23 protein-coding genes are annotated in these 25702 nt (G+C 66.3%); 9 read left to right on the forward strand and 14 right to left on the reverse strand.

Translation table 11 applies throughout. The features are described 5' to 3' along the window. Positions 1-18: 18 nt before the first annotated feature. Positions 19-2586 carry a LuxR C-terminal-related transcriptional regulator gene (locus HYG77_RS22190; protein ID WP_208960643.1) on the forward strand — a complete coding sequence of 856 codons (2568 nt, stop codon included), beginning with the start codon at positions 19-21 and terminating at the stop codon, positions 2584-2586. Here the strand turns inward: HYG77_RS22190 and HYG77_RS22195 are convergent. The 4 genes from HYG77_RS22195 to HYG77_RS22210 form a co-directional block, all read right to left on the reverse strand. After that, the gene (locus HYG77_RS22195; protein ID WP_208960644.1) at positions 2583-5180 is read right to left on the reverse strand and encodes a LuxR C-terminal-related transcriptional regulator; all 2598 of its coding nucleotides are present in this window, start codon (positions 5178-5180) and stop codon (positions 2583-2585) included. The two genes, HYG77_RS22190 and HYG77_RS22195, sit on opposite strands and share 4 nt — an antisense overlap. A 79-nt stretch (positions 5181-5259) precedes the next feature. After that, on the reverse strand, positions 5260-5787 hold the full coding sequence (locus HYG77_RS22200) for a hypothetical protein (RefSeq protein ID WP_208960645.1): 528 nt from the start codon (positions 5785-5787) through the stop codon (positions 5260-5262). 39 nt (positions 5788-5826) lie between these two features. Further along, positions 5827-8697 carry a TIR domain-containing protein gene (locus HYG77_RS22205; protein WP_208960646.1) on the reverse strand — a complete coding sequence of 957 codons (2871 nt, stop codon included), beginning with the start codon at positions 8695-8697 and terminating at the stop codon, positions 5827-5829. A gap of 215 nt (positions 8698-8912) precedes the next feature. Beyond that, on the reverse strand, positions 8913-10109 hold the full coding sequence (locus tag HYG77_RS22210) for a Fic family protein (RefSeq protein WP_208960647.1): 1197 nt from the start codon (positions 10107-10109) through the stop codon (positions 8913-8915). Between the two features lie 148 nt (positions 10110-10257). Between HYG77_RS22210 and HYG77_RS22215 the strand changes: the two genes are divergently transcribed. Next, positions 10258-11031 (forward strand): alpha/beta hydrolase, encoded by a 774-nt coding sequence (locus tag HYG77_RS22215; RefSeq protein ID WP_208960648.1) that lies wholly within the window; start codon positions 10258-10260, stop codon positions 11029-11031. 40 nt (positions 11032-11071) lie between these two features. Here the strand turns inward: HYG77_RS22215 and arsA are convergent, their stop codons facing one another. From arsA to HYG77_RS22245, 6 genes are read right to left on the reverse strand one after another with little or no spacing between them, the layout of a single operon-like run. Beyond that, a complete protein-coding gene (gene arsA / locus HYG77_RS22220) occupies positions 11072-12835 on the reverse strand; it encodes an arsenical pump-driving ATPase (RefSeq protein WP_208960649.1) in 1764 nt (587 codons plus the stop codon). 15 nt (positions 12836-12850) lie between these two features. Further along, on the reverse strand, positions 12851-13252 hold the full coding sequence (gene arsD, locus HYG77_RS22225; protein WP_208960650.1) for an arsenite efflux transporter metallochaperone ArsD: 402 nt from the start codon (positions 13250-13252) through the stop codon (positions 12851-12853). A gap of 20 nt (positions 13253-13272) precedes the next feature. Next, a complete protein-coding gene (locus HYG77_RS22230) occupies positions 13273-13689 on the reverse strand; it encodes a low molecular weight phosphatase family protein (protein ID WP_109332989.1) in 417 nt (138 codons plus the stop codon). A gap of 15 nt (positions 13690-13704) precedes the next feature. Then, a complete protein-coding gene (locus HYG77_RS22235; protein ID WP_109332987.1) occupies positions 13705-14115 on the reverse strand; it encodes an arsenate reductase ArsC in 411 nt (136 codons plus the stop codon). 29 nt (positions 14116-14144) lie between these two features. Then, on the reverse strand, positions 14145-15257 hold the full coding sequence (gene arsB / locus HYG77_RS22240) for an ACR3 family arsenite efflux transporter (RefSeq protein ID WP_109335334.1): 1113 nt from the start codon (positions 15255-15257) through the stop codon (positions 14145-14147). Continuing rightward, positions 15254-15643, reverse strand: a complete 390-nt coding sequence (locus tag HYG77_RS22245) for a metalloregulator ArsR/SmtB family transcription factor (protein ID WP_109332985.1) — start codon at positions 15641-15643, stop codon at positions 15254-15256. Before HYG77_RS22245 ends, arsB begins: the two co-directional genes overlap by 4 nt. 103 nt (positions 15644-15746) lie before the next feature. Here HYG77_RS22245 and HYG77_RS22250 point away from each other — a divergent pair, with 103 nt between their 5' ends. After that, entirely contained in the window at positions 15747-16076 is a 330-nt protein-coding gene (locus HYG77_RS22250) for a metalloregulator ArsR/SmtB family transcription factor (RefSeq protein WP_204164996.1), read from the forward strand. Then, entirely contained in the window at positions 16076-16777 is a 702-nt protein-coding gene (locus tag HYG77_RS22255) for a cation transporter (protein ID WP_208960651.1), read from the forward strand. Before HYG77_RS22250 ends, HYG77_RS22255 begins: the two co-directional genes overlap by 1 nt. Before the next feature lie 37 nt (positions 16778-16814). Here HYG77_RS22255 and HYG77_RS22260 read toward each other — a convergent pair whose 3' ends face one another. Both HYG77_RS22260 and HYG77_RS22265 read right to left on the reverse strand, forming a co-directional pair. Next, on the reverse strand, positions 16815-17810 hold the full coding sequence (locus tag HYG77_RS22260; protein ID WP_244373045.1) for a bile acid:sodium symporter: 996 nt from the start codon (positions 17808-17810) through the stop codon (positions 16815-16817). A gap of 305 nt (positions 17811-18115) precedes the next feature. Continuing rightward, positions 18116-18979, reverse strand: coding sequence for a GNAT family N-acetyltransferase (locus tag HYG77_RS22265; RefSeq protein ID WP_109332981.1), 864 nt, complete (start codon positions 18977-18979; stop codon positions 18116-18118). Positions 18980-19080: 101 nt separating this feature from the next. Here HYG77_RS22265 and HYG77_RS22270 point away from each other — a divergent pair, with 101 nt between their 5' ends. The 4 genes from HYG77_RS22270 (at position 19081) to HYG77_RS22285 (ending at position 23446) form a co-directional block, all read left to right on the forward strand. Continuing rightward, positions 19081-20412 carry an NAD(P)-binding domain-containing protein gene (locus tag HYG77_RS22270; RefSeq protein ID WP_109332979.1) on the forward strand — a complete coding sequence of 444 codons (1332 nt, stop codon included), beginning with the start codon at positions 19081-19083 and terminating at the stop codon, positions 20410-20412. 189 nt (positions 20413-20601) lie between these two features. Next, positions 20602-21531 (forward strand): ATP-binding cassette domain-containing protein, encoded by a 930-nt coding sequence (locus HYG77_RS22275; RefSeq protein ID WP_109332977.1) that lies wholly within the window; start codon positions 20602-20604, stop codon positions 21529-21531. Next, positions 21528-22340 carry an ABC transporter permease gene (locus HYG77_RS22280; RefSeq protein WP_109332975.1) on the forward strand — a complete coding sequence of 271 codons (813 nt, stop codon included), beginning with the start codon at positions 21528-21530 and terminating at the stop codon, positions 22338-22340. The genes HYG77_RS22275 and HYG77_RS22280 overlap by 4 nt, the downstream gene beginning before the upstream one ends. Positions 22341-22819: 479 nt before the next feature. Beyond that, complete coding sequence (locus HYG77_RS22285; RefSeq protein WP_109332973.1) at positions 22820-23446, forward strand: sigma-70 family RNA polymerase sigma factor; 627 nt, start codon at positions 22820-22822, stop codon at positions 23444-23446. A 113-nt stretch (positions 23447-23559) separates the two neighbouring features. Here the strand turns inward: HYG77_RS22285 and HYG77_RS22290 are convergent, their stop codons facing one another. Next, positions 23560-23736: a hypothetical protein gene (locus HYG77_RS22290; RefSeq protein ID WP_162603283.1), complete on the reverse strand. Its 177-nt coding sequence runs from the start codon at positions 23734-23736 to the stop codon at positions 23560-23562. Positions 23737-24109: 373 nt separating this feature from the next. Between HYG77_RS22290 and HYG77_RS22295 the strand changes: the two genes are divergently transcribed. Next, positions 24110-24406: a SelT/SelW/SelH family protein gene (locus HYG77_RS22295; RefSeq protein ID WP_109335331.1), complete on the forward strand. Its 297-nt coding sequence runs from the start codon at positions 24110-24112 to the stop codon at positions 24404-24406. A gap of 80 nt (positions 24407-24486) precedes the next feature. On the opposite strand, the gene dnaJ is transcribed toward HYG77_RS22295, so the two are convergent. Then, positions 24487-25632 (reverse strand): molecular chaperone DnaJ, encoded by a 1146-nt coding sequence (gene dnaJ / locus HYG77_RS22300; protein ID WP_208960652.1) that lies wholly within the window; start codon positions 25630-25632, stop codon positions 24487-24489. Between the last annotated feature and the right edge of the window lie 70 nt (positions 25633-25702).

The following is a 25702-nucleotide window of genomic DNA, read 5'->3' on the forward strand; positions in this document are numbered from 1 at the left end:
CACACCTAGACTGGTTCCATGGTCCTGACGTGGCCATCCATCCCGCGGGGGCCCGAGATCGGCGCCCTCGCGCGGGATTCGACGCGCGGTATCGTCATCGTCGGCGCGGTTGGGGTGGGAAAGACCACCTTGGCGCAGCAGATCGTGTGCGAACGTGACTGCGAGGCAGTCTGGGTCGTCGGGACGGACTCGTTGCGCGGCGTCCCGCTGGGTGCATTCGCTTCGGCCGTGAATATTGGTGCGGCACCGGATCCCGACACCGCACTCACGAGCGCTGTGATCGCACTCCGAGGAATCACGACAACCCTTGTCGTCGACGATGCGGACCGGCTCGATCCGCTGTCCACCACTCTGCTCCGATGTCTGATCGACGATGGGAGTGTTCGACTCGTCGTGACGCTCGGCGGCCGTGGATCACGCCCGAGTACCGCGATTCTCCCCGACAGCGTCCTGCATCGAGTCGAACTCGACGCGTTCACTCGTGCCGAAGCGGTGCGGGCGATCGAAACTGCTCTCGGCGGACCGATGGACGACGTCGGCGCGCAATGGTTGTGGAATATGTCGGAGGGAAACCCGCTCTACCTCCGGCATCTCGTCGAAGGATCATGGAAGTCCGGCCTGTTCGAGCGGTCCGACGGCGTGTGGAGATTGCGATCGCGGCCCGTTGTCAGCACGGAGTTGGCATCGCTGCTCGGGTCGCGGTTGCGGAACGTGCCTCCCGACGTGCTCGACGCGCTCCGGCTGGTGGCTCTGGAAGAGGGCATCGACGTCGACGTCCTCCAGCGCGCCACGTCACCTGACGCCGTCGCTGCCGCACACTGCACCGGACTTCTGCGGTTTCGCTCCGAGGGCCTGGGCTGCGTCGCGACACTCAGCCATCCGATCCTGGGGGAGGTGCTACGTGAGCAGCTGGGCGCGCTGGCCGCCCGCGTACTGCGAGGACGGATTGTTCGCGCCCACCTTGCAGGTGATTCGCCGAGCGACACGTTGCGGCTGGCGACGCTCGCGCTCGACAGTGACGCCGAGATCGATGTCGCTCGAACGGTCGAGGCGGCCGAATCCGCGCTCGAACTGTGTGACTATGCGCTCGCCGAACGCCTCGCCCAGGCGGCCCTGTCCCGAGGAGGCGGAATCAGAGCGGCCATGGTCGCGGCACGGGCGATGACGTGGCAAGGACGGGTGAACGATGCCGACACGCTGCTCGCGGCCGTTGATCCTGTGGAGATGTCCGAAGCCGAATCACTCACGTGGGGGATGTGGCGTGCGACGGCCTTGTTTTTCGCCGACCGTGAGGCCGCCGCGCGGGAGAAGCTAGCCGACATGCGTGCTCGCGTGACGGGCCGCCACGGACGGGATGTTGTCGCATCCGTGGAGTTGACCTTCGACTTCTTCGCCAATGACGTGCCGCGATCGCTCGAGTTGACTCGAGGCCTCTTCGGGCCTGGAGAAGGGACGCCGCCGGCTTTGGCGCTTGCAGCGTCCATCGGTGGCGCAGCGCTTGCGCGAGCGGGTCGCACAGATCAGGTCCGAGGTGTCACCACGCGTGGTGCGGAGGCGGCAAAGGAGGTGGGATTCATGCTCGGGCACATGCAGATCGGTGTTGCCGAGGTCTTCGCCGCCACCGTATCGGGACAGCTCGACAGCCTCGATTCGGTACTCGAACGCTACGTGCCCACCCACCGAGGCAGAGCAAACTGGGTGGTCGACATGTACATTCGCGGGCTTGCTCATCTCGCAGTGGGTCGTGCGGCCGACGCAGAGGATCAGTTCCGGCGCGGTCGGGCCGCGGCGATGGACGGGGGAACCCCGATCTGGCTGACGTTGAGTGTAATCGGACTGTGTCAAGCTCTGGGCATGCAGGAGCGGACCGATGATGCCACCGAAGCACTTGCTGCTGCGGAGTCGTCGTTCGGTGCCCACATGGCGTCGTTCGAACCCGATCTGTTGCTCGCACGCGCCTGGATGCTGGCGGCGCGGGGCGAGCATCGTGAGGCAATCGCGGCCGCACGCAAGGCTGCGAGGCTGGCTCACGCCGGGTCGATGTTCGGTGTCGAGACGGTGGCGTTGCACACCTCGGTCCGATTTGGAGACCGATCCGCCACGGGCCGACTGCGGGCATTGACCCATTCGGTGGACGGTCCCTTGGTGTGTGTGGCTGCCGCTCAGGCGCACAGCTTCGGTGTGCGAGACGGTCACGGATTAGACCGTGTCGCAGCGGAATTGGAAAGGATGCACGCCTACCTACTCGCAGCTGATGCGGCCGCGCAGGCTGCAATCGTGCATCGGCGGCATGGTGACGATGCCAGTCGGCAGTTGTCGACGGCAGCAGCCCGTAGGCTCGCCGGCCTGTGCCCCGGTGCGAAGACACCCGCGATACGTGCTCTCGATAGTCCTTCGCGGCTGACACCTCGTGAAGTCGGCATCGCCTCGCTCGTCGTGATCGGTATGACCAACCGGGAGATCGCTCAACGATTGACGTTGTCGGTACGCACCGTCGAAGGTCACGTGTATCGGATGTCCACAAAACTCGGCGTCGACAATCGGAAATCGCTGGTGAGCAGACTCATGATCGGACCCGACGCCTAGCGGCAGGTCCCCATCGCGACAGTCTCGGCCATCTCTTCGCGATCGCGCACATCGAGTTTCATCATCACGTGGTAGACGTGTCCTTCGACTGTGCGTGCCGATACACCCAGTCGTTGAGCGATTTCCTTGTTCGTGAGCTCGCCGGCTGCAAGTGCAGCGACGGCCCTTTCGCGGGGTGTCAGCGGTAGCGGGGCCGCCGATGCGAATATCGCGGGGGTCCAGGCGTCGTCACACTTCTGCGCCAGTGCGTACGCCCGCGTGGAGGAGCGGAGTTCCTCGCGGCGATTACCGGCATGACGGTATGCCCCCGCAGCGTGGGCGTACGTGTCCGCAGCCAGAAGAGAGGCACCCAGGAAGTCGAATTTGTGGGCAGCAGCGACCAATCCATTACCGTCGGAGTCGGCGAGTGCGGACGCGTGGTCCACCATCGGGCCGATCAGCAGCCCGTCGACGGCAGTCGAGAGGGCGTGCAGCTGAACGGCCGAAGCGCTGTCTCCGAACCGGACGGCCGTATGCGCTGCCTCCGCGGCAACGGCTAGGAGACCCGCCTCCTCGGCGTCGGCGGCAGCGCGACGTGCCAACCCGATCGCGCGGCCGAGGTTACCGGAAGCGGCGGAGATCCAGGCGCGCGAAATCGCAACGTCAGATCGGTAGAGATGTCGGTGTTCGCCCAAGGATGCCTCTGCCTGCGCGAGCGCATTAACCGCCTCCTGGTTCTGTCCAGAGACAGTGAGGACCCTGGCCAGGAGAAGGTTGGCGACAACGCGCCGTTCGGGACTGGATGTGTCGAGGACCGCTGCGGCTTCCGTCAATCTCTTGTGTGCGTCACCGATTCGTCCCCTGGCCAAGTCGAGTTTCCCGACCAGCGAGCTGATGCCGAACCATGCGGCATCGTGGTGTCGCGCCAGCTCGAGGTAGCGGTCGGCAGCCAGTTCCGCCTCAGCGAATCGACCTGTGTAGATGAGCGCCGTGATATGACCGTGGCCGATGGAGAACCGCAGCACAGCTGTGTCGGGTTGAGTGAGGTGGAGCGATTCATCGGCCAGGAAGGCTGCCTCATCTCCGTGTCCCATCATCGCGAGACCCATGCAGCTCGCGCTCGCCGCCCACATTCTCGCGGCTGAGGGAGCGTTCGGCGAGTGGCGAACCTGAGCTGCGGCCTCCGTTGCTGCGACTACCCGTCCGGCCGAGACGTCGATGGCCGCGCGCGCCGCCTCCACACAGTGGCGTCCTGCTGGACTGGCGACCTGTGCGTAGGCAGTTTTCAGGATCCTGTATGCGCTGGGGAGCGCGTCGAGGTTCCAGAACAGGTTTCCCGCCCTCAGCACTGCCCACCGGGTGTAGTCGGATTCCGGCCTGTTCACCGGATCGAGTGAGGCCAGGACTCGTTCCGCCTCGCCACCTCGGTCCGTCCACGCCAGTGCGCCTGCACGAAGGAGTTGAGCCCGGAACCCGGCGCCCTCGGCAGAGGCCGCACGCGCGAGTTCTTCAGCGTTGGCGAAGGAGCAGAGCGCAGTCGCATCCGCGGCAGCCGCGGTGAGCGACTGCGGACTTCGACGATGGTCGGTACCGATGGAGAGTGCAGCAGCCCGAATGCGTGCGAGCGGTTCCCTTGCGTCCGCGCCGAGTAGCGTCGCGAGGTCCCCACGAATGCGGCGTGCCTCCGCACTATCCACCTGCTGTCGCACAACCTCCCCGAGGAAGGGGTGAGCCAGCCGCGCCACAACAGTCCCGCCTTCTGCGCCGAAACGGACCAATCCGGTGCATTCGACCGCCAGCATCGACTCTGTGCTGGTCAGCGCCTCGAGAACTGCCACGTTGATAGGTTCGCCGAAGGCTACTACTTCGAGAGCCCGCTTGGCGGCCGCCGGTACTGCTGCACACCGGTGACGCAGCTGCAGTGCGCATTCCTCGGTGATGGTCGGCTCGCCGCGCAGCTGCCAGATGCCGTTGCAGCAGATCAGCCGGCCGTCGGCCAACGAACCCTCCACCAGGTGACGGAGAAAGCGGGGATTTCCCTGCGATGCCGCCGCGATCCGTGCCGATGTCTTGCTGTCCACCGGGCCCCCGAGTGCGGCGATCAGGACGGTATCGATTTCGTCACGGCCGAAGCAGCCGAGGGTGACTCGGGAGAATCCGCGGTCCTTCCAGAGTGCCGAAATTGCCTCGGGGACCGGCACTCCCGTCTGAAGCGCGACTACCAGTGAGAGGGTAGGAGTAATGGCGATCTGGTTCAGAATGTCGGCCGAGAGCGGGTCGAGCAAGTGTGCATCATCCACCACGACGGTCCCGTCCCTATTTTCCTCTGTGACCGTCCGGCAAATCCTCGACAAGGTCACTGCCGCATTCCAGGGGTCCGGGCTGTCGATCACACGAGAGAAGGCCCCGAACGGAGTGCTACTCGTAGTCGCGTTGCCGGCGAGCCAGGTGGTCGGGCCACCACAAAACTTCAGGAATCCCGCCATCAGTGTCGTCTTTCCCGCGCCCGAGGCACCATCGACGATCACTCCGCGGGGGCCAGTGGCGCAGCCTACGGCCTCGGCGAGCGCTTGTACCTCCGCGCGCCTCTCGATCACCGGCCACGGCTGGTGCATACCAACGAGCCTAGTCGGTTTGTTTCCAGCGCGAAACCGTGCCGACCTCGGTGGACGCCCCGGATCCGACGCAGCACACTCACGTGAACGTAACGGCGAGAAATGCGGAGATGTAGGCAAGCCCGAACAGGATCGGGATCCACTGCTCGATATGGGACAGGGGCCAGTACCGGGACCGGTCGTTCCCCTCACCCAAGGCCCACCATTCGGCACGCCAGAACGGCGAGGCCGGTAGGCGTTCCTCCAGGGCGCCGACGACCTGATATTTCGCGCTGTTCAGGAGGCGGTAACTTCGAACCAGATAGAACCAGGCGAAACACTGACCGAGCACCGCGATCAGCGGGATCACCAGCCACCACGTCCGGTCCAGAAGTGGGATCTTTCCGAAGGCAGCCACGAGGGCGAAGATGCCGGTGTTGAGGCTGAGGAAGAACGAGTTGGTCAAGCCTCGTCGGGCGCTGACCCGGTCGGCCATCTCTACGTAGATCCGGTATTGATCGAGCACCGCGCTCTCATAGGGGATGGCGCGGCCATGAGATCCCGGTTTGTCTTGCGGGTCGTTCCAGAGTCGGTGACACAGCTCGGATCGGCGATCGTCGGCTTGCATCGTCTACCTCCTACTGGCATCGGCCGGTTGTGTGCGCCTTCACTTCCCGGTGGGGGTGTCGTCGGCGGGAATCGGAAGTCCGGGGCAGAGTTCGACATAGTCGATGTCGGGGGAAACCCATTCGCGCCACTGCCGGTGGCTCATATTCATCGTGAGCTTGCCGCATAAAGTGGCTGCCCACTCTGCCGGTGTAATTGCCCATTGCCAGATCTGGCCGTCGATGCCGCCGGAGACGACCGACCCGCCGTCCGGGCTGAATGCCACACTGCGCACCACGTCCGTATGTCCGCTCATCGGCGGGCCGATCGGCATGCCCGTGTCCGTATCCCATAGCCGTACCGAGCGGTCGTAACCGGCGTAGGCGATGCGGCGGCTGTCCGGAGCAAAGGCCACGCTCGCAAGCGGACCCGCCTGTCCGTTCAGAGGTTCGCCGACCGGTTGACGAGTTTCGGGATCCCACAGCCGGATGGTGCTGTCGATACCGCTGGAGGCGATCCGCTCCCCGTCCGGGGCGAATGCCACGCTCGTGACCTCACCATGGTGTCCTGTCATCGGTTCGCCGATGGGTTGGCGGGTGTCGGCGTCCCACAGTCGGATGGTGCCGTCGCTGCCGCTGGAGGCGATTTGCCGCCCGTCTGGGGCGAACGCCACGCTCACCACTGCATCCTGGTGTCCGGTCATCGGTTCGCCGATGGGTTGGCGGGTGTCGGCGTCCCACAGTCGGATGGTGCCGTCGATACCGCCGGAGGCTATGCGCCGCCCATCCGGGGCGAACGCCACACTGGAAACAAAGTTCTGGTGTCCGATCATCGGCTCGCCGATGGGTTGGCGGGTGTCCGCGTCCCACAGTTGCACGGTGCCTGACTGTGCAGCCGTGCCGTTGGCCGCTGGGGCGGAACTGCCCGAGACGATGCGCCGTCCGTCCGGGGCGAACGCCACGCTCGTCACCACGCCTTGTCCGGATATCGGTTCGCCGATCGGCGCACTGATATCCGGGTCCCACAGCTGCAGGGTGCCGTCAGAGCCCCCGGAAACGAAACGCCGCCCGTCCGGGGCGAACGCCACGCTTAGAACACTGCCTTGGCCGGCCGAACCGATTTCGATATCCCACACCCGTACCGTGCCTTCGCCGCCGCCGCCAGAGATGACCCGTTGGCCGTCGGGGTTGAATGTCACAGACAAGACCCAACTTTCGTGTCCCGTCAGAGGTTCCCCGATGGGTGCTCCGGTATCGGCGTCCCACAGCCGTACGGTGCCGTCGGCGCCCCCTGAGACGATCCGTGTCCCGTCGGGAGCGAATGCCACACTCGCCACTGCACCCGCGTGTCCGGTCATGGGCTCCCCAATGGGTACTCCGGTGTCGGCATTCCACAGCCGTACGGCGCCGTCGGCACCACCTGAGACGATGCGCTGGCCGTCCGGGGCGAATGCCACGCTCAAAACCATGCCGTCATGCTCGGTCATAGGTAAGCCGAGCGGTGCACCGGTGTCTGCATCCCACACTCGTACGGCGCCATGGACGGGTCCGCCGGAACCGACAACAAGGCGGCGACCGTCCGGGGCGAATGCCACGCTCAAAATCATGCCGGCATGCTCGGTCATCGGTGCACCAAGAGGTGCTCCGGTGTCCGCGTTCCATACCTGAACTGAGCCATGATTGACCAAGCCGCTCGAAGTCATTTCACTCGAGCCAGTGACGATCCGCCTGCCGTCCGGACTGAACTCCAGGCTCGTCACCTCGCCGAGGGCGACGGTCATCGGTGTGCCGAGTGGTGCTCCGGTGTCCGCGTTCCACACCCGAACCGTGGTGGCGCCGCCGGACGCGATGCGCCGCCCGTCCGGACTGAACCTCACAATGACCACCTCGCCCCGGTTTCCGGTCATGGGCGGGTCTATCGGCTTGCCGGTATCGGCTTCCCACAGCCGTACGGTGCCGTCGGCCCCGCCGGTGACGATGCGCCGCTCGTCCGGCGAGAGCGCAATGTCCTTCACGTCCGTTGCTGTGGTCTCGGCGATGTCGAGCAGTTCCTTCCGTGCGAGCATCGCGTCGAGCAGGGCGGCATCCTCTGATTCGGAGCCGATCGACTGCGCGGCCAATATCTGTTTCAACGCGCGTGCGTCACCGCCGGGTCGGGCGCCGGCGAGCATGGACTGGGCCTCCGATACCAGCCGCACGGCAATCGCCTGGTTCCGCTGGCGTATCGACTCCTGCCGTTGCACGAATGCGAGCGTCGCCGCGGCGACCGCGAGGACAGTCAACAAGACCAGGCCGGTGATGGCGGCTCGCCGTAGGCGCCGGAAGCGTCGTTGTTCGCGTAAATCCTCACTGGCCAGGGCGTATTTCGGCTTGCCGTGGATGGGAGCGGCCAGATCGGTAATCTTCTCCCGGAACATCGGTGACGCGGGATCCCACGGCGCGTCCTCGGTGACGTCGACATAGAAGGGCTCGGCGGCGAGAATCCCCGGCTGCGTCAGGACCGGCAGGGCCACATCGGACCGGTCCGGGTCGAACCGTCCAGACGCCTCGTCCCAGGTCAGATGACCGCCGGTAACGACGAACAACAGCCGGTCCGGTCCATGCCGTTCGAGCCAGTGGGTGACCTCCTTGTTCACCCAGCCCGACGCGACGGAATGAGGCGACAGCACCACGATCAGGTACCGGGCGCGGCCCATCGCCTCGGTCACCCTGCCCCACAGGTCGGGACTGGCGATCAAATCGGTGGCATCGCGGAATACCCGCAACGCATGCAGCTGGCCCATTCGACGGCCGATGCGGTGCAGACCCTTCTGGATGCCGGCGGCGACCGGCCGATCATCGTGGGCGTAGGAGATGAAGGCGTCGTACTCGAACCGCTCTTCTTCTCCGCGAGTTTGCTGCTGCCGCGGAACCTGCGCAGCCTGAGCACACATCGGTGATTCCTCCGCTCTCGAGCCTGTGCCGAGTCACGTGGACGGGACTATTCGAGCCTGACGTAAACGAGCCCGGATATCGCGAGTAGTCGACTACTCGGCTTTTCGCGGCGAGCTTGTCGATGGTGAGTTTCGCCAGGTCGTGACCAGCGGGATCTGGATCGGCGCAGTTGCGGTGCCCTGAATCCACAGTGGTGAGTGAGAACCCACCCCATTCATCCTCGGCGGCGTTTGGCGCGGGCGGCGAATTCGTCGAGGACGCTGACGACGTCCTTGGCTTGCCAGATTCGGTTGCGTCGTCCGTCGGTGATTTGGGTGAGTATTCCGGCGTCGACCAGGCGGTCGATCGCGATTTGCGCGTTGGCGCCGGTGACCCCCAGCGTGGAAGTGACGAGCTTGCTGTGGACGACCGGTTGGCGAAGGAGGAGTTCGGCGAGGCGGTGTACCGCCGCGTCTCGTCGCGCCGTCACCCGGGTGCGCCAGTCGGCTCGAACCGTTTCCAGGTCCCGGACGAGGGTGCGGCCGTTGGCGACGGCGGCGAATGATGCCTCCGCGATCGACTGCACGATCAGCTCGAGGTTGCCCGAACGGTACTCGCCGAGGGCTTCGAAATAGGTGGCGGTGTCGTGCAGCAGGCCCGCGGACACCGGTACGGCGACGCTGCGGGTGAGCTGCCCGCCGCGCAGCAGCGCCTGGATCAGGGCGCGACCGACGCGCCCGTTGCCGTCAGGGAACGGGTGGATGGTTTCGAACTGTGCGTGTGCGACCGCTATTTGGGCGACCACGGCTACGTCAACCCGGTTGGCGAAGGCGACCAGGTCGTCGATCAGTTCGGGAACGCGGTCGTGATGTGGGGGGACGAATTGTGCGGTGTGTGATCCGAGGCTTCCGCCGCCAATCCAGACCTGCTGTTGCCGCCATCGGCCGCCGGTGTTCGAATCGCCGTGTTCGAGCAGTGCCCGGTGCATCTGCAGGATCGCGTCGGCGTCGATGCGGTCGGACAACTCCAATGCGGCCTGCATGGCCCGGACGTTTCCGACGATCAGGCGGGCGTTGCGGGAGGCGTGCTCGCCGAGTTCGGCCAGCGCGATCTGGCGTGCCCCGCTGGTGAGGTTCTCGATCTCCGAACTCGATGCACTCTCGGTGCGCAGCAGAATGGATGCGAACGGGGCGGTGATGTGGCCGACCTCGGCGTCGAAGCGGGTGAGTTCGGTCGCCGCTTCCTCCGTCAGCGCCTGCAGTTCGCCGTTCAGTGAGATGGTCCGGTTCGCGATGAATGGCGGTACCGCCGCGCGGTAGGGGCCGGCGGTGAGGCGACGTTCGCGTCGAGATCCGTAGTCGGTGGTGCTGACCCAGAGATGGTCCTCGTAGGCGACGGGCGGCCATCGCTGTCCATCGCCAACCGATGTCATACCCGGACCATACTATTGGTTAGTAATTTATCCAATGGTATGAGTGGTGTACTCGGTGAGGAACGGATCGTGATGAACTGACGTAAACCGCTGGGTGTTCGCAGGTTGTGACCCAGCGGGATCAGAGCCTCCTTGTTAGCGTGACAGCGTGAAAGCTCGTGAGGAATCCGCTGTGCCGCTCGAGCGGTGCACGGCCGGCCTCACGCGGTACGACGAGTACGCGATAACCGTTCCGGCATCCGGTGACCGCGCGCTCGTCCTGGTGCCGCAGGGAGTGGCACCAGCCGCAGCCGTCTACTACCTTCACGGACGCACGGCCGATGAAACGTCGATCGATGAACGGGCCGGCGTACGCGACGGTCTGCTCGACGCCGGGTTTGTCGTTGTCAGCCCGTACCTGCACGGCGATCTGTGGGGAAACCGAGATGCCCAGGACGCGTTGGGTGCCCTCCACGACTGGGTGTCGTGCCGGTGGCCGGTGTCGCGCCGGTTCCTGATCGGCGAGTCGATGGGGGCGACCACCGCCGCCAACGCGATCCGCCTGCGGGAAATGCAATGGGCGGGAGCGATATTGGTCGCTCCGTCATTGTCGATGCGAGCGGTCTGGGAGCGGGGAGAGCATGGCCGCGACACCCTCGCGGCGGCGTACGGGCTGTCGGCCGACGAGCACGACCTGGAGTCGAAGACTGAAGCATGGGATGCCGTTCGCCACGAGCCGGACGCCTATGCGGGCGTGCGGATCCGCGTGTACGCGTCGCCGGAGGATGCGGTGGCGAACATCGACGAAGTGACCGGGCCGTGGGTGCAACGGCTGCGCGCCGCGTCGATGACCGCAGAGTTGGTCGTCGTGAGCGGCGAACACGTGTCGTCCGACCACTTCCGCGTCGACGACATCGTGGCCTTCTTCACGAACCAGTCGTGAGCATGCGATAGCGCTATGACCGTTGGCCGGTCCCAGGCGGCTAGGTCGCCAGTCCGAACACCTCAGCTTCGACCAACGCGGTCAACGCCGCTTCGCCGACCGGCTCTGTGGGCTGCATCGGCACGACCGCGACCCGCGGGTGCGCGACGACATCGATTTCCGATTGCTCCGCCGCAGCCCGCCGCCGGAGCAGGTCGGACATCGGCTGTGCGGCGGCAAGCGAGTTGTTGATTATCCACGCCCACGGCGTGATTCCTGCGCGTTGCAGGTCGGCTTGTAAGCCTTCGGCCTCGAGCCGCGGAACGGTTTCGGCGAGGGTAACCAACAGGATCTTCGTCTCCTCCGGGTTCTGCAACCGCATCAAGGGAGTCGTGAAATTCGTGCTGTCACCCATCTGGCGGGCGATCTCCCGGTGGTATGACCCGGTGGCGTCGAGGAGTAGCAGGGTGTGTCCGGTGGGGGCGGTGTCGACGACGACGAACTTGCGCCGAGATTCGTGGATGACCCGCGAGAAGGCTTGGAAGACGGCGACTTCCTCGGTGCACGGGGAGGCTAGGTCCTCGGCGAGGGTGGCGCGGCCCTGTTCGTCGAGGGCGGCGCCTTTGGTGGCCAGCACTCGATCCCGATACTGCGCGGTGGCCTCGGCCGGATCGATCCGAGACACCTCGAGGCACGCGAGGTGTCCGTCGAGCGTGTCGGTCAGATGGGCAGCCGGATCGGTGGTGGTCAGGTGCACCTCATGTCCTCGCTGCGCCAGGGCGACAGCGATCGCGGCGGCGAGGGTGGTCTTGCCGACCCCGCCCTTGCCCATGCACATGATCAGCCCGTGATCGGCTTCGGCGAGTTCGTCGATGAGGGCGGACAGCGGCGCCTGCGGCACCGGTGTTGCTTCTGCTGCGATGGCCTGCGGCGTGGCGGCAGGATTCGCCGTGAACAGGCTCTCGAGTGCGCTGATGCCGACCATGTTGGTGGCCTTGAGCTCGACCCGGTCGGAGGGCAGAGCGCACAGCTCACGGGGAAGATCATCGAGGGCGGCCTGTTCGCGCCGGTAGATCGCGGCAGAGAGCTCGTCCCCGTCCTCGGGAGCGGGGAGGACACCGTTGATCACGACGTACTGGTGGATTAGCCCGATGTCGGCGAGTTCGATATGGGTGCGGGCGATTTCGGCGAGCGGGGATCGCTGCGCCCGGGCGACCAGAACCAGCCGGGTGCGCTGCGGGTCGGCGAGGGCGGCGACCGCGTCCGCGTAGATGCCGCGTTGCTTTTCGAGCCCGGACATCGGGCCCAGGCAGGAGGCATCGCCTTTTCCGTCGTTCAGGAAGTCGGTCCACGATCCGGGCAGTTGCAGCAGCCGGATGGTGTGCCCGGTGGGGGCAGTGTCGAAGAGCACGTGGTCGAAGTCGGCGACGGTGTCGTGGTCGGTGAGCAGGGCGGTGAACTCGTTGAACGAAGCGATCTCGGTGGTGCATGAACCCGACAGCTGCTCGGTGATCGACGCCAATTCCTTCTCCGGCAACAACCCCCGCACGGGTCCGATGATGCGTTCGCGGTAGGCGTCGGCGGCCTGCCCAGGGTCGATCTCGAGCGCCGACAATCCGGGCACGGCGAGAACGTCGGTAATGGTGTTGCCGATCGTCAGCCCGAACACTTGCCCGACATTCGACGCCGGGTCGGTACTGACCAGCAGGACCTTGCGGCCGGCGCGGGCGAGGTGAATAGCTGCGGCGCAAGCGATGGAAGTCTTCCCGACCCCGCCCTTACCGGTGAAGAACAGGAAGCGGGGCGGGGAGTCGAGAAACTTCATAACAGGCAGAGCCTTTCAGCAGCAGCTGGAACCGTTGTCGTCTGGGGCGCAGCAAGATCCGGCGTCGGTGAGCCCGAGCATGGCGACCCCGGCCGGAGCCGCGGACGGAGCCTCGGTAAGTCCGGCCCACTTGGCGAGCTGGGCGCGGTCGGGATAGCGGCCGGTCTGCGCGATGACCCCGTCGACGAGCACCAGCGGTAGACCCTCGGATCCGGAAACCTGCAGGAACGCTTTGACCGGTTCCCGCTCGGCGAATGCGAGGGGTTCGCTGGCGAGGTTGAACCGGGCGATGTCTCCGCCCTGGGAGCGGACCCAGTCCATGTCGGCGGAGAAGGTGACCAACGCCTGGTCGACGTCGTCGCCGCAGACGCCGGTATTGCAGCACAGGGCGGGTTCGAATATTTCGATGGTGCTCACGAGCAGGTTCTCCTCGGATATCAGGGCTGGGTGGTGCGGAGTTGGGCGGCGAGCTGATCGACGCGGGCGGCGATGTCGTCGCGGACCAGGCGCATCCGCTCGATCCCGTCGATGCCGCGGTCGGACGGCTCATCGGTGTCCCAGTTCTCGAACCGGGTCCCGTCCACGGGGGCGACGTGGGCTTCGCGGCCGAGGGTGACCACCACGTCGACATCTCGAACCAGCTGCGGGTCAATGGGTGTCGGAGTTTCACCGGCGATGTCGACACCGACCTCGAGCAGGGACTGCGCTGACAGGGCGTTGACGGCGGTGCCGGGCTTGGTTCCGGCGGAGTACACGTCGACGTCGTTGCCGGCTGCTTTTCGCATCAGCCCGGCAGCCATCTGGGATTTGCCGCCGTTCTTCACGCACACGAACAACACGGACGGTTTCGTCATCGGTCGGTCTCCGTCTCAGGCGGTGGCGGGAACGAGTTCGGCGATCAGCGCCTCGACCCGGGAGCGAATGTCGTCGCGGATCGGACGGACCGCCTCGACGCCCTTACCGGCCGGGTCCTCGAGTGCCCAGTCGCGGTAGCTGACCCCAGGAAAGACGGGGCAGGCGTCGCCGCAACCCATGGTGATGACCACGTCGGAGGTGTGGACGGCGTCGGGGGTGAGGATCTTCGGCGACTGGCCGGAGATGTCGATGCCGATTTCGGCCATGGCCTCCACAGCGGCGGAGTTGATGGTCTCGGCCGGGGCGGATCCGGCGGAGCGGACCTCGATCTGATCACCCGCGAGGTGGGTGAGGAATCCGGCGGCCATCTGGGAGCGGCCGGCGTTGTGGATGCAGACGAACAGCACGCTGGGTCGGGAAGCCATGCGAAATGCCTTTCGGAGGTAGGTGTCGATCAGGAGTCGTGATTGTCGAGCGTCACGGCTGGCGTGGGCGTGCGCTGCTCGGCGAATCTCCTACGCAGAGCGAGCGAGACGTACACGAGTCCGACGAGGACGGGCACCTCGATCAGTGGGCCGACGACACCGGCGAGTGCTTGGCCGGAGGTGGCGCCGTAGGTGGCGATGGCGACGGCGATGGCGAGTTCGAAGTTGTTGCCCGCGGCGGTGAACGCCAGGGTGGTGGTGCGCTCGTACCCGAGACCCATTGCGGCGCCGAGGGCGTAGCCGCCACCCCACATGATGGCGAAGTAGGCGAGTAGCGGGATCGCGATGCGGACGACGTCGAGCGGCTGGGAGGTGATCTGCTCGCCCTGCAGGGCGAAGAGGATGACGATGGTGAACAGCAGCCCGTAGAGCGCCCACGGCCCGATGCGGGGGATGAACTTGCTCTCGTACCAGATACGGCCCTTTGCCTTTTCGCCGTAGCGGCGGGTGAGGTAGCCGGCGAGCAGCGGGATGCCGAGGAAGATGAGCACCGACTTCGCGATCTGCCACGGAGAGGTGTCGATGGTGGTTTGCTCGAGGCCGAGCCAACCAGGCAGGACCGAGAGGTAGAACCAGCCGAGGACGGCGAACATGATCACCTGGAACACCGAGTTGATCGCCACCAGCACGGCGGCGGCCTCGCGGTCACCGCAGGCGAGGTCGTTCCAGATGATCACCATGGCGATGCAGCGGGCCAGCCCGACGATGATCAAGCCGGTGCGGTACTCGGGCAGATCCGGCAGCAATAGCCAGGCCAGGGCGAACATCAGCGCCGGGCCGAGGACCCAGTTCAGCACGAGGGACCCGATGAGGAGTTTGCGGTCGCCGGTGACCGTGTCGAGACGGTCGTAGCGGACCTTCGCCAGCACCGGGTACATCATGATCAGCAGACCGAGGGCGATCGGCAGGGAAATTCCGTCGACCTCCACCGCGGACAGGGCATCACCCAGACCGGGGATCATCCTGCCCAGCAGCAGCCCGGCCACCATGGCGACGCCGATCCACACCGGCAGATATCGGTCGAGGGTAGACAGTTTGCCGACGACGGCCGGGTGGTGTTCGGTGGTGGTTGCCTCGCTCATGCCGGCACCTCCGCCGCGCATGTCTCGGACGGTACGACGGGTCCACCTTCGGTGAGTAGCACCGCGGACAGCTGCTGCAACGCGGAGGGGACCACCCAGTAGTAGACCCAGGTGCCGCGGCGTTCGCAGTCCAGCAGTCCCGCCGACCGGAGCACCTTCAGGTGATGGGAAATCGTCGGCTGGGACAGGTCGAACGTTTCGGAGATGTCGCACACGCACGCCTCCCCACCTGCGTGAGAGGCCACGAGGCTGAGCAGGCGCAGGCGGACCGGGTCACCGAGGGCCTTGAACATCCGGGCCAGATCGCCGGCCCAGTCCTCGGTCAACGGTTCGCGTACCAGCGGTGAGCAACACGCACCACTCTCCGACAGTTCCTGATTCGACATAAGTCGATATTGACAGACATCGAATCAGTGCACAAATGAACAGTCGATGAATGGGCTTGAGTACATGCTTTTCTGGATACAGAAGCAGATGTATCGTTTGGGTGTGGATACTCTCGTGCACGGTGATGCGCTTGCCCGTTTCGGGTATGCGCTCTCGGATTCGACGCGCACACAGATCCTGCTGCGTCTGCGGACAGCGCCGGGCTATCCGTCCGAGTTGGCCGAGCAGATCGGGGTGTCGCGGCAGATCCTGTCGAATCATTTGGCGTGCCTGCGGGGCTGTGGACTTGTGGTCGCCGTTCCCGAGGGGCGACGGGCTCGCTACGAACTGGCGGATCCTCGTATCGGGCGTGCGCTCGACGACTTGATCGGTCTGGTCCTGGCCGTCGATCCGTCCCATTGCCCGACGGCGGATTCCGACGGGTGCTGCTGATGGCGTCAGATCTCGGCACCCCGGGGATGCGGCCACCCGGTCTCTCGGCGGATCGTCGCCAGTTGCTCTCGCGCCGGATTCGGTGGTTGGTGGCCGCGACGATCAGTTACAACGTGCTCGAGGCGGTCATCGCGTTGACCGAGGGCGCTAGGGTGTCGTCTGCCGCGCTGATCGGATTCGGGCTGGACTCCGTGATCGAGGTGTCCTCGGCGTTCGCCGTGGCCTGGCAGTTCGCGGGCAAGGATCCCGAAGCGCGCGAGAAGATCGCGCTGCGGATCATCGCTTTCTCTTTCTTCGGACTCGCGCTGTATGTGAGCGTCGACGCTCTCCGGTCACTGGTGGGGTTGGACGAAGCGCAACATTCGAGTATCGGAATCGGTTTGGCTGCTGTGAGTTTGGCGGTCATGCCGGTGCTGTCCTGGGCGCAACGGCGAGCCGGGCGTGAACTCGGCTCCCTCTCGGCGGTCGCCGACTCCAAGCAAACCCTGCTGTGCACCTACCTGTCCGCCGTCCTCCTGGTCGGCCTGCTGGTCAACAGCCTGTTCGGCTGGTCCTGGGCGGATCCGATCGCCGCGCTGGTGATCGCGGTGATCGCCGTCAAGGAAGGGCTCAACGCCTGGAAGGGCGAGAGCTGCTGTGTCGCGCCGGTCAATCCCCGCCCCGATACTGCAGCGCATAGCTCCGAGTGTTGCGGCGACTGAAGTAAGGCGCTCGAAATCCGCCGCCGCGGATCCCGGCTCAGGCCGGTGCGGGTGAGGTATCGGTGGCCGCGGGCAGCAGACGCGGCACCAACCGGACGTAGATCACCATGCCGACGACCTCGACGAGGGTCTGGGTGACCACGACCACCGCGGCGACCGCGAGATGGTCGGGCAGGGCCAGCGCGAGGGGCAGCACGACCAGGGAGTTGCGGGTCGCTCCGCTGAACAGCACGGCCCGCCCGGACGGCGGGTCCAACCGACACAACCGGGCGACCAGCAGTCCCGCGAACGCCATTACCACCAGGAACGCCACGTAGAAGGGCACCACCGCGGCCACATCGGCAACCTGGCCCTCGAGCTTCGGCACCTGGGAGGCGACCACCACCAGCAGGGTGGCCGCCATCAGCGGCACCATCGTTGCGGTCGCCGCCGCCGATGCGCTCCGCCCCGATTCCGCACGCGCCGACCAGAACTGGGTGGCCCACGCCAACGCGAGGGGGATGACGATCAAGACGATGAACGCGGTGACGAACGGTCCGACGTCGACGATATCGGACAGGTCCGAACCGAGAAACAGCACGAGAAACACCGGGAGCAGCAGCATCTGGGTGAGCAACAGCAACGGGGTCGCAGCGAGGAGACGGCTGCTGCTGCCGCCGGCTAGCCCGGAGAAGACGATCACATAGTCCACGCACGGGCACAGCAATACCAGCAGCAGACCGATCCGCACCGCCTGGTCGGCGGGCAGAAAGGTGAACATCGCGGCGACGACGAGCGGGGCGAGCAGGAAGTTGACCGCCAGGACGGCCGCCAGGAACCGGCCCTCACGCAGGGACCGCAGCAGTTCGGCGGCCGGCACCTGCAGGAACGTCACGAACAGCAGCGCGCCAAGGACCGGGTTGATCGCGTGCTCGAGGCCAGGGCCCGCTGCCGGTGCGGTCCAGCCGATTCCGGCGCCGGCGACCATCGCCGCGAGGTAGATCGCCACCTGGTGCTGTTCCATTCGCGCGACCACGCCCTGCGGCTGTGCCACTGCTCGTCTCCCTCGCGGTTCGTTTCTGCCTACTCCAAGGCGCGGTCATTGTCGCGCACGTGGGTCGGCGACCGGTCATCGTCGGCCGGTCGCCGTCATGCCCTCACTCCGAACAGCTCGGTCACCAGCGGTTCGGCCGCCTCGGGGGCGCACACACTCAACACCAGGGTGCCGGGGGTCAACAGCAGAGTCGTGGCCGGCACCGCGGCGAGCGCCGCGAGCTAAGAAATCCTGTACGTGCTCATGTCATCGACGGTAAACCTTCAACTCGACTCGAAGGTCAAGTCGAAGGTTGGGAACACCGTTCAGGTCGTCGCTGCGCTGCGGCGTTCGAGGAAGACGGTGTCGCGCCACACACCGTCGAGTTGGGCGATGCGTTCGCGGACGCCGACGGTGCGGAATCCGGCGGAGTGGTGCAGGGCGATGCTGGCCCTGTTTTCCGGGAAGATCGACGTCTGCAGCGTCCAGATACCCGCGTCGTCGGCGGCGATGACCTGGGTGCGCAGCAGGGTCTTGCCGACGCCGCGCCCGCGCATGCCGTCGGCGACGTAGATCGAGTTTTCGGCGACGCCTCGGTAGCAGTCCCGTCCGGACGTCGGGCTCAGCGTGGCCCAGCCGGCCACCGTACCGTCGATCTCGGCGACCCACCGATGATCGGGGAGCCACTGTGCGTCCAGGGATTTCCGGGTGGGCACTTCGGTGGTGAAGGTGGCGGTGCGGGTGGCGATGCCCTCGCCGTAGATCCGGCGCACGTCCTCCCAGTCCTCGTCTGTCATGGGACGGATGGTCACGTCGCCGGGTAGGTCGTCCGGGCAGCACGGGCGCGAGGTCAGCACACCCATGACCGCGTCCGCGGCGTGTGGCAGTCCGGTGCAGCAGGAGGGGTTGACCGTGACGACGGTGCTGGTGCGGCTTTTGTTCAGGGTGACGAAGCCGACGTCCGCGAGCTTGCGGACGTGATGCGAGACGGTGGGCTGTCCTATTTCGAGGGCGTCAGCGAGCTCACCGACCGTGATCCCGGCAGGCCGGGATGCGACCTGGTGCAGCAGCCGAACCCGGGTGGGGTCGGCCAGGCAGGCGAACCAACCGGCGTAGGTGACCGCATCTTCGGTGGCCAGCGCATCGTTCGGGCGGGTAGTCCGGACGGCCGACATCTCCACGGAGCTCATGACTTCACTATATCGATATACATCGATGGTTGCATTCATCGACGAGCATCGATACTCTCCGAAATCAGTAGATCGATGAACGTCGATGGAAGGATCTCGAGATGAGTGCTTTGCCTGTAGTCGTAGTGGGTGCAGGGCCGATCGGCCTCGCCGCCGCCGCCGAATTGCGTGAGCGCGGCCTGACTCCGCTCGTCTTCGAGCGCGGTCCGGTCGCCGGTGCTGCCGTCGCCGAGTGGAACCATGTGCGGTTGTTCTCTCGTTGGGAGGAGCTGATCGACCCCGCAGCTCGCCGCCTGCTCGAGGCGGCCGGCTGGGCAGCCCCCGACGATGACGCATATCCGACCGGCCAGGACTGGGCCGAGAACTATCTGCAGCCGTTGGCATCAGCGCTCGGCGACGTGGTGCAGCTGGGCACCGAGGTGATCGGGGTGGCCCGCCGCGGTCGGGACCGGGTGGTCGACGCCGGCCGCGACACCGAACCACTGTCGGTGCACCTGCGCCGCTCAGGCGGCACCGAGGACCGCATCATCGCTCAGGCGGTCATCGACGCCTCCGGCACCTGGGGCACGCCGAACCCGCTCGGCGGCGAAGGCCTGCCGGCACTCGGCGAGAAGGCTGCTGCGGACCGGATCGAGTACCGGGTCCCGAACCTCGCGGACGAGGACGCGTGGGCCCGCTACGGAGGAAAGCACACCGTCATCGCCGGCAGTGGCCACTCGGCGCTGACCGCGATCGTCGCGTTGGCCAATCTGGAGAAGCAGGCCCCGGGCACCCGCATCACGTGGGTGTTGCGCCGCGGTGACGTCGGCTCCACGTTCGGCGGCGGCGAGGACGACCAGCTACCTGCCCGCGGCGCCCTCGGCCTGCGCGCCAAGGCGGCCGTCGATGCCGGACTGTTGCAGGTGGTTCCCGGGTTCCGCACCGCGACAATCGAATCCGACGGTGGGCAGATGGCGTTGGTCTCCGACACCGGGGCCCGCATCGAGAACGTCGACCGGGTGGTGGTGCTCACCGGGTTCCGCCCAGACCTGTCCTGGCTGTCGGAGATCCGCCTCGGCCTCGACCCCGTGCTGCAGGCCCCGACCCAGTTGGCGCCGTTGATCGACCCGAACGTACACTCCTGCGGCACCGTCTACCCGCACGGGGTGGCCGAATTGTCGCATCCGGAGCCGAATGTGTTCCTGGCTGGAATGAAGAGCTATGGCCGCGCCCCGACCTTCCTGGCAATGACGGGGTACGAGCAGGTTCGCAGCATCGCCGCCGCCCTGAGCGGGGATCACGACGCCGCGGCCCGAGTCGAGCTGACCCTGCCCGAGACGGGGGTGTGCGGCGGCGCCGGGGTGTTCGACGAATCCGAATCCGCCACCGTGGGTGGCCGCGGCGCCGCACCGACTCCGCAGATGGTCACTCTGTCTGCCCGTCCGAACGGATAGCTCCTGACAGAGGTCGCGCTGCCGCCGACGGCCGCTCGGCGGCGGTTGCGTCCGAATCGCGGTCGCTTCGTCTGAGTAAGCGGACTTCCACCCACCACCGGGTGGGAGCGCATTCTCCGCGAGAGGAACCGTTCCGATGACCACCCACTTGTCCGCCCATCCCGACGCCGACCACGCCGGGGGTGTGCGATGACCGCCCCCGCCGTCCTCGTCGAGGACCTGCACGTCGCCTACGGCAAAACCTGGGCCCTCGACGGAGTCGACGTCGCCGCCGCGGCCGGGTCCACCCTCGGGGTACTCGGCCACAACGGCGCCGGTAAGACCACCTTGATCCGTACCCTGACCACCCTGGTGCGCCCCACCATCGGCCGGGTGGAGGTCGAGGGTCTGGACGTGGTGGCCGACGCCACCGAGGTGCGCCGCCGGATCGGGGTGACCGGCCAATACGCCGGCCTCGACGAGTTTCTCACCGCCAGAGAGAATTTGGAGCTGATCGGCCGCCTGACCGGGTTGCGTCGCACCGCCGCCCGCGCACGGGCCGACGCGCTGATCGACCGACTCGGGTTGCACGAGTATGCGACCCGGCGGATCGGGGAACTTTCCGGTGGCTCCCGCCGCCGGGTCGATCTGGCCGCGAGCCTCGTCGGGTCCCCGTCGGTGCTGTTCCTCGACGAACCGACCACCGGTCTCGACCCGATTGCCCGCGCCGGCCTGTGGGACGTCGTCGACGAGCTGACCACCAGCGGCACCACCGTCGTGCTCACCACCCAGTATCTCGAGGAAGCCGACCGGCTCGCCGACCACATCGTGGTCCTGAGCCGGGGTCGCGTCGCCGCCTGCGGCACCCCGGCCGAGCTGAAACGGATCGTCGGCGGCAAGGTCCTGACCGCGACCGTCCCCGCCCACCAGCTCGGCGGCCTGCCGTTCATCCCGGACACCGATCACCATCTCGACGACGGCCGGGTTCGGGTGTCGGTCACCGTCGACGATGCGCCCGCCGCGACCGAACTGGTCGCACACCTGCACCGAGGCGGTATCGAGGTCACCGACCTGGACGTGACCTCACCGAGCCTCGACGACGTCTTCACCCACCTCGCCCACACTGGAGCCCACCGATGACCACCATTCGCACCACCACGACGGGGCGGTTCCCGATCGGGGACCAGCTCGCCGCACTCACCGTTCGCAACCTGCGCACCAGCGCCCGCGTTCCGCAGCTCCTGATGTTCTCGTTGACCATGCCGATGGCGATGCTCGTCCTGTTCAGCCAGGTCTTCCGCAGCGTCGCCGCCGGACCGGGCTTTCCGCCCGGGGTCAGTTACATAGTTTTCCTCACCCCGGCCATGCTCGCCGTGTCCACCGTCATGGCCGGCACGAATGCCGGAGTGTCTGCGGCGATCGATCACACAAACGGCCTGCACGATCGCTTCGCGGCCCTGCCGATGCGCGCGGCGTTGCCGGGGGTGGCCCGCACCATTAACGAGGCGGTCTTCACTCTCGCCCGGGCCGCGCTGCTCGGGATTGCCGCGGTCGCATTGGGTTTCGAGTTCTACGGCACCGCGCTCGATGCCGCCGCCGCGGTCGTCGTGCTGGTGGTGCTGGCCGGGGCGATGAGCGCCTTGTTCGGGCTCATCGGGGACCGGCTCCGCCGCCCGGATGTGGTGCAGTTCGCCGGAATGATGGTGATGATGCCGCTGATGTTCATCTCGAGTGCCTTCGCGCCGATCGAGACCATGCCCGGCTGGATGCAGGCCATGGCGACGGTCAATCCGGTCGCGCACGCCACCGACGCGCTGCGAGGGCACGTGCTCGGCACCGCGACCATCGGTGACACCGCCGCAGCCCTGGTCGCGGCGATCGGGTTGTGGGCGGTGGTGACGGCCGTCCCCATTCTCACCCGCCTGGTTCGGTCGGCGAACGCCCGCTGAACGAAGACTTACCCGCCCCGCCCTTTCCCTTCCGCAGGGAAAGGGCGGGGCGGGTTTTGTCGTGTGCACTGCTGATCCGGAGCCGGGCACTCTTCTGGCCCCCACCCTGCGAGAGGGGAGGGGCATGTCCGGGGGTGCTGGAATCAGTGGATACGCCGGAGCGGGGCGACGACAGCGCTCATGCGGCGGCACCGAGCAGATGCAGTTCCTCCGCCACGATCAGATCGACCTCTTCGCTGGTCAGACCCGAAAATAAATGTGTGGTCAGCATCGCTCTCACCTCCTCACAGGCTTCAACTGGTACGTCGAAGCGGAGAACCCGTCATCGACATCGACACCCATACAGACGAGGAACTTGGCTTTCGGACGCACGATGCGTCCGAAGGTGATGACCGTCGTCCGTACCTGAAAGATGACTCAGGGGGTCGTCACCGCGCCGTCAGGCGAGGATGCTGGAGACGGAGAGGAACCGGAACATCATGAGCGAGGACACTTCCACCACGACGACATCCCAGGCGCCGGCTGATCTGGACCAGCTCTGGCGCCGCTTCTCGAGCGACTTGCGGGCCTTCATCGCCCGCCGGGTCTCGCGTCCCGAGGACGCCGACGACATTCTGTCGATCGTGTTCCTGCGGATGGCCAAGAGTCTTGACAATCTACGCGAGCAGGACCGCCTCCTCGGATGGATGTATGCCATCACCCGTAACGCGATTACCGACTACTACCGGTCGGCGCCTCATCGGCGGGAACTCGCCGTCGACGCCGTCCCGGACAACCCACTCGGCGGCGAAGCCGATCCCGACGAGGCGGCGGCGAAAGAACTCGCGTCGTGCTTGGTGCCGATGCTCTCCGGGCTGCCCGCAGAGCAGGCCGCGGCGGTGAAGATGGTCGACCTCGACGCCCGAACCCACGCCGCCGCGGCCAGCGAAGCGGGAATTTCGGTGTCCGGGATGAAGTCCCGGGTGCAGCGCGGCCGTGCCACTCTTCAGGCTCGGCTGCACGCTTGCTGTCAGATCAGCCAGGATCGCACCGGTCACGTGCACGACTATCAGCCGCGCGGCGGCGGAGCTTGTGCCTGCGGAACCACGCCACCGGACGATCAGTAGGCCGGCAACCCAGTGGGGTGACGCCGGTCATCCGCGCATCACCACGCACAGACGGCGGTGCGGTGCGAGCCCACTTTCGCTCGCACCGCACCGCCGTGTGGACTGGTCGAGAGCTATTGGCAGCCGCATCCGCCGCCGGCCGTCGCCGCCGGACCACAGCACGTCGACTTCTCGCTCTGATCGCAGCAGGTGGTCTGCCGTTCGGTGCTGCAGCACGTCGGTGCGGCAGCCTGGGATGGTGCGTCCGTCCGATCCGTCGTCGGGGTCTCGAACTCGTTGGTGCCCGTCATGGTGACTCCTTGATCCGTAGGGATGGGTACCAGTTCAGACGGAGAAGGACGAGAAAGGACGCAACGCGGCCACGACGGTGGTGGCAGACGGGCGCGCTACTTCGCGGTGTCCAGGCGGAAGATGTTGGTGAAGAAGTCCTTGATGGCCTGAATCTTCTCGTTGGTCAATTCGATGGCGTGGCGACGTGATTCTTCGAGTGCGGTAGACATGGGAACTTCCTTTCACAAGACGGGCACGATCTGACGATCGACATTGTGCAGTTCGTCGGTGACATCGAGATGACGAGACGATGGCATCGGTGTAGATTCGTCGGCTCACCAATCGGCAAGCGTCCGAGTGAGTTCGGGGCGCCTGGTCGGCTACATTGGCCCGATGACGACGAGCAGCCCAGGTAGCCGGGTCGAGATCACTTACTGCACGCAGTGCCAGTGGTTGTTACGCGCAGCATGGATGGCGCAGGAACTTCTCGGCACCTTCGGGCAAGACCTCGGTGAAGTCGCGCTCGTACCCGGCACGGGCGGAATCTTCCGTATCACCGTCGACGGCGAACTCATCTGGGACCGCAAGGAGAAAAGTGGATTCCCCGAGATCACCGTTCTGAAGCAACTGGTCCGTGACCGGGTGGCTCCCGACCGCCACCTCGGGCACAGCGACCGCGCCGAAACCTGACCCGTCAGATCTCCAGCGACTCCTCGAGGTCGCGCAACTCGTGGCCGAGCCGGGCGATCGGACCGTCGGGTCTCTCGGAGTCATCTCCTGCCCGCCCACTTGGCGCGGGGATCGAATCCGGATGCTCGCTCGGCGTGCGCGTATGCCCGCAGAGCTTCGGCGGCGGTGGCGTCCAGCTTCGGTGGCACCGTGACCTCGGTCCGGATCAGCAGATCGCCCGCCGTGCCGTCACGTCTGGGCGCTCCACGACCGCGAATCCGAAAGGTTCGTCCGGCTGCCGTGCCCGCCGGAATCTTCATTCCGACGGTTCCCTCGAGGGTGGGAACGGACATCGTTGCACCCAAGGCCAGCTCGCTGAAGGTGACCGGAATCGTGACGGTGAGATCATCGCCGTCGCGGCCGAACACCGGGTCCGCGGTGACGTGTACGCGAACGTACAGATCGCCCGAAGGGGCGCCCCGCAGGCCTTGTTCGCCTTGACCCGGGAGCCGGAGGCGTTGGCCATCACACACGCCGGCTGGCACCCGGACGTTGACGGTGCGGGTGCGATTCCCGCTGCCGGTGCCTTGACAATCTGGGCAGGGTGCGTCGATGACGAACCCGGTGCCGCGGCAGTCGTCGCAGGGTTCGCTGAACCCGAATGCTCCCAGATTGCGGGTGACCAATCCCATTCCATAACAGCGCGGGCAGGCTCTCGCGGTGGTTCCGGGAGTCGTGCCGCTGCCGTGACATGCGGTGCATGTGGAGACGCCGCTCACTTGTAGTGGCACCACGGTGCCGCGGATGGCCGCTCGGAACGTCAGCTGTGTGTCGGTCTCGACGTCACTGCCGCGCCGTGGGCGCGTGCCGGTGGTCCGATCGAACAGGTCCCCAGTGCTGGTGAAGGGTGAGCTCCGCCCGAACAGGTCGCCGAGGCCGAAATCTCCGCCGCTGCCGCCGGCGCCCGACCTGGCGCCGGCGTGGAATCCGCTGCGACCGAAGGCTCCGGGGGTGAACAGCCTGCGTGTCTCGTCGTAGTCCTTGCGTTTGACCGGATCCGAGAGCACGGCGTGCGCCTCGCTGACCGTTTTGAAGCGATCCTCGGCTCGGGAGTCGTGCGGGTTGGCGTCCGGGTGCAGCTCCCGGGCGAGCTTGCGGTAAGCCTTCTTGATGTGCTCGGTCGATGCGTCCGATGGCACGCCCAGGTCGGCATAGAAGTCGCGTTCCACCCACTCTCGCTGCGTCACTGGTTATCACCTTCTCCCGTTTGGGATCCTGGTCGATTCCCGGCGTGAGAAGCGCCAGGGAAGGCGGGGT

Source organism: Rhodococcus sp. ZPP (genome assembly GCF_017656075.1).
GTDB classification, from domain to species: Bacteria; Actinomycetota; Actinomycetes; order Mycobacteriales; family Mycobacteriaceae; genus Rhodococcus_F; species Rhodococcus_F oxybenzonivorans.

Bases quoted from the DNA above. Each gene is read 5' to 3' on its own strand.
- HYG77_RS22190 (WP_208960643.1), top strand. From the start codon at position 19: ATGGTCCTGACGTGGCCATCCATCCCGCGGGGGCCCGAGATCGGCGCC.
- HYG77_RS22195 (WP_208960644.1), bottom strand. From the start codon at position 5,180: ATGCACCAGCCGTGGCCGGTGATCGAGAGGCGCGCGGAGGTACAAGCG.
- HYG77_RS22200 (WP_208960645.1), bottom strand. From the start codon at position 5,787: ATGCAAGCCGACGATCGCCGATCCGAGCTGTGTCACCGACTCTGGAAC.
- HYG77_RS22205 (WP_208960646.1), bottom strand. From the start codon at position 8,697: ATGTGTGCTCAGGCTGCGCAGGTTCCGCGGCAGCAGCAAACTCGCGGA.
- HYG77_RS22210 (WP_208960647.1), bottom strand. From the start codon at position 10,109: ATGACATCGGTTGGCGATGGACAGCGATGGCCGCCCGTCGCCTACGAG.
- arsA (WP_208960649.1), bottom strand. From the start codon at position 12,835: ATGAAGTTTCTCGACTCCCCGCCCCGCTTCCTGTTCTTCACCGGTAAG.
- HYG77_RS22230 (WP_109332989.1), bottom strand. From the start codon at position 13,689: ATGACGAAACCGTCCGTGTTGTTCGTGTGCGTGAAGAACGGCGGCAAA.
- HYG77_RS22235 (WP_109332987.1), bottom strand. From the start codon at position 14,115: ATGGCTTCCCGACCCAGCGTGCTGTTCGTCTGCATCCACAACGCCGGC.
- arsB (WP_109335334.1), bottom strand. From the start codon at position 15,257: ATGAGCGAGGCAACCACCACCGAACACCACCCGGCCGTCGTCGGCAAA.
- HYG77_RS22245 (WP_109332985.1), bottom strand. From the start codon at position 15,643: ATGTCGAATCAGGAACTGTCGGAGAGTGGTGCGTGTTGCTCACCGCTG.
- HYG77_RS22255 (WP_208960651.1), top strand. From the start codon at position 16,076: ATGGCGTCAGATCTCGGCACCCCGGGGATGCGGCCACCCGGTCTCTCG.
- HYG77_RS22265 (WP_109332981.1), bottom strand. From the start codon at position 18,979: ATGAGCTCCGTGGAGATGTCGGCCGTCCGGACTACCCGCCCGAACGAT.
- HYG77_RS22270 (WP_109332979.1), top strand. From the start codon at position 19,081: ATGAGTGCTTTGCCTGTAGTCGTAGTGGGTGCAGGGCCGATCGGCCTC.
- HYG77_RS22275 (WP_109332977.1), top strand. From the start codon at position 20,602: ATGACCGCCCCCGCCGTCCTCGTCGAGGACCTGCACGTCGCCTACGGC.
- HYG77_RS22280 (WP_109332975.1), top strand. From the start codon at position 21,528: ATGACCACCATTCGCACCACCACGACGGGGCGGTTCCCGATCGGGGAC.
- HYG77_RS22285 (WP_109332973.1), top strand. From the start codon at position 22,820: ATGAGCGAGGACACTTCCACCACGACGACATCCCAGGCGCCGGCTGAT.
- HYG77_RS22290 (WP_162603283.1), bottom strand. From the start codon at position 23,736: ATGACGGGCACCAACGAGTTCGAGACCCCGACGACGGATCGGACGGAC.
- HYG77_RS22295 (WP_109335331.1), top strand. From the start codon at position 24,110: ATGACGACGAGCAGCCCAGGTAGCCGGGTCGAGATCACTTACTGCACG.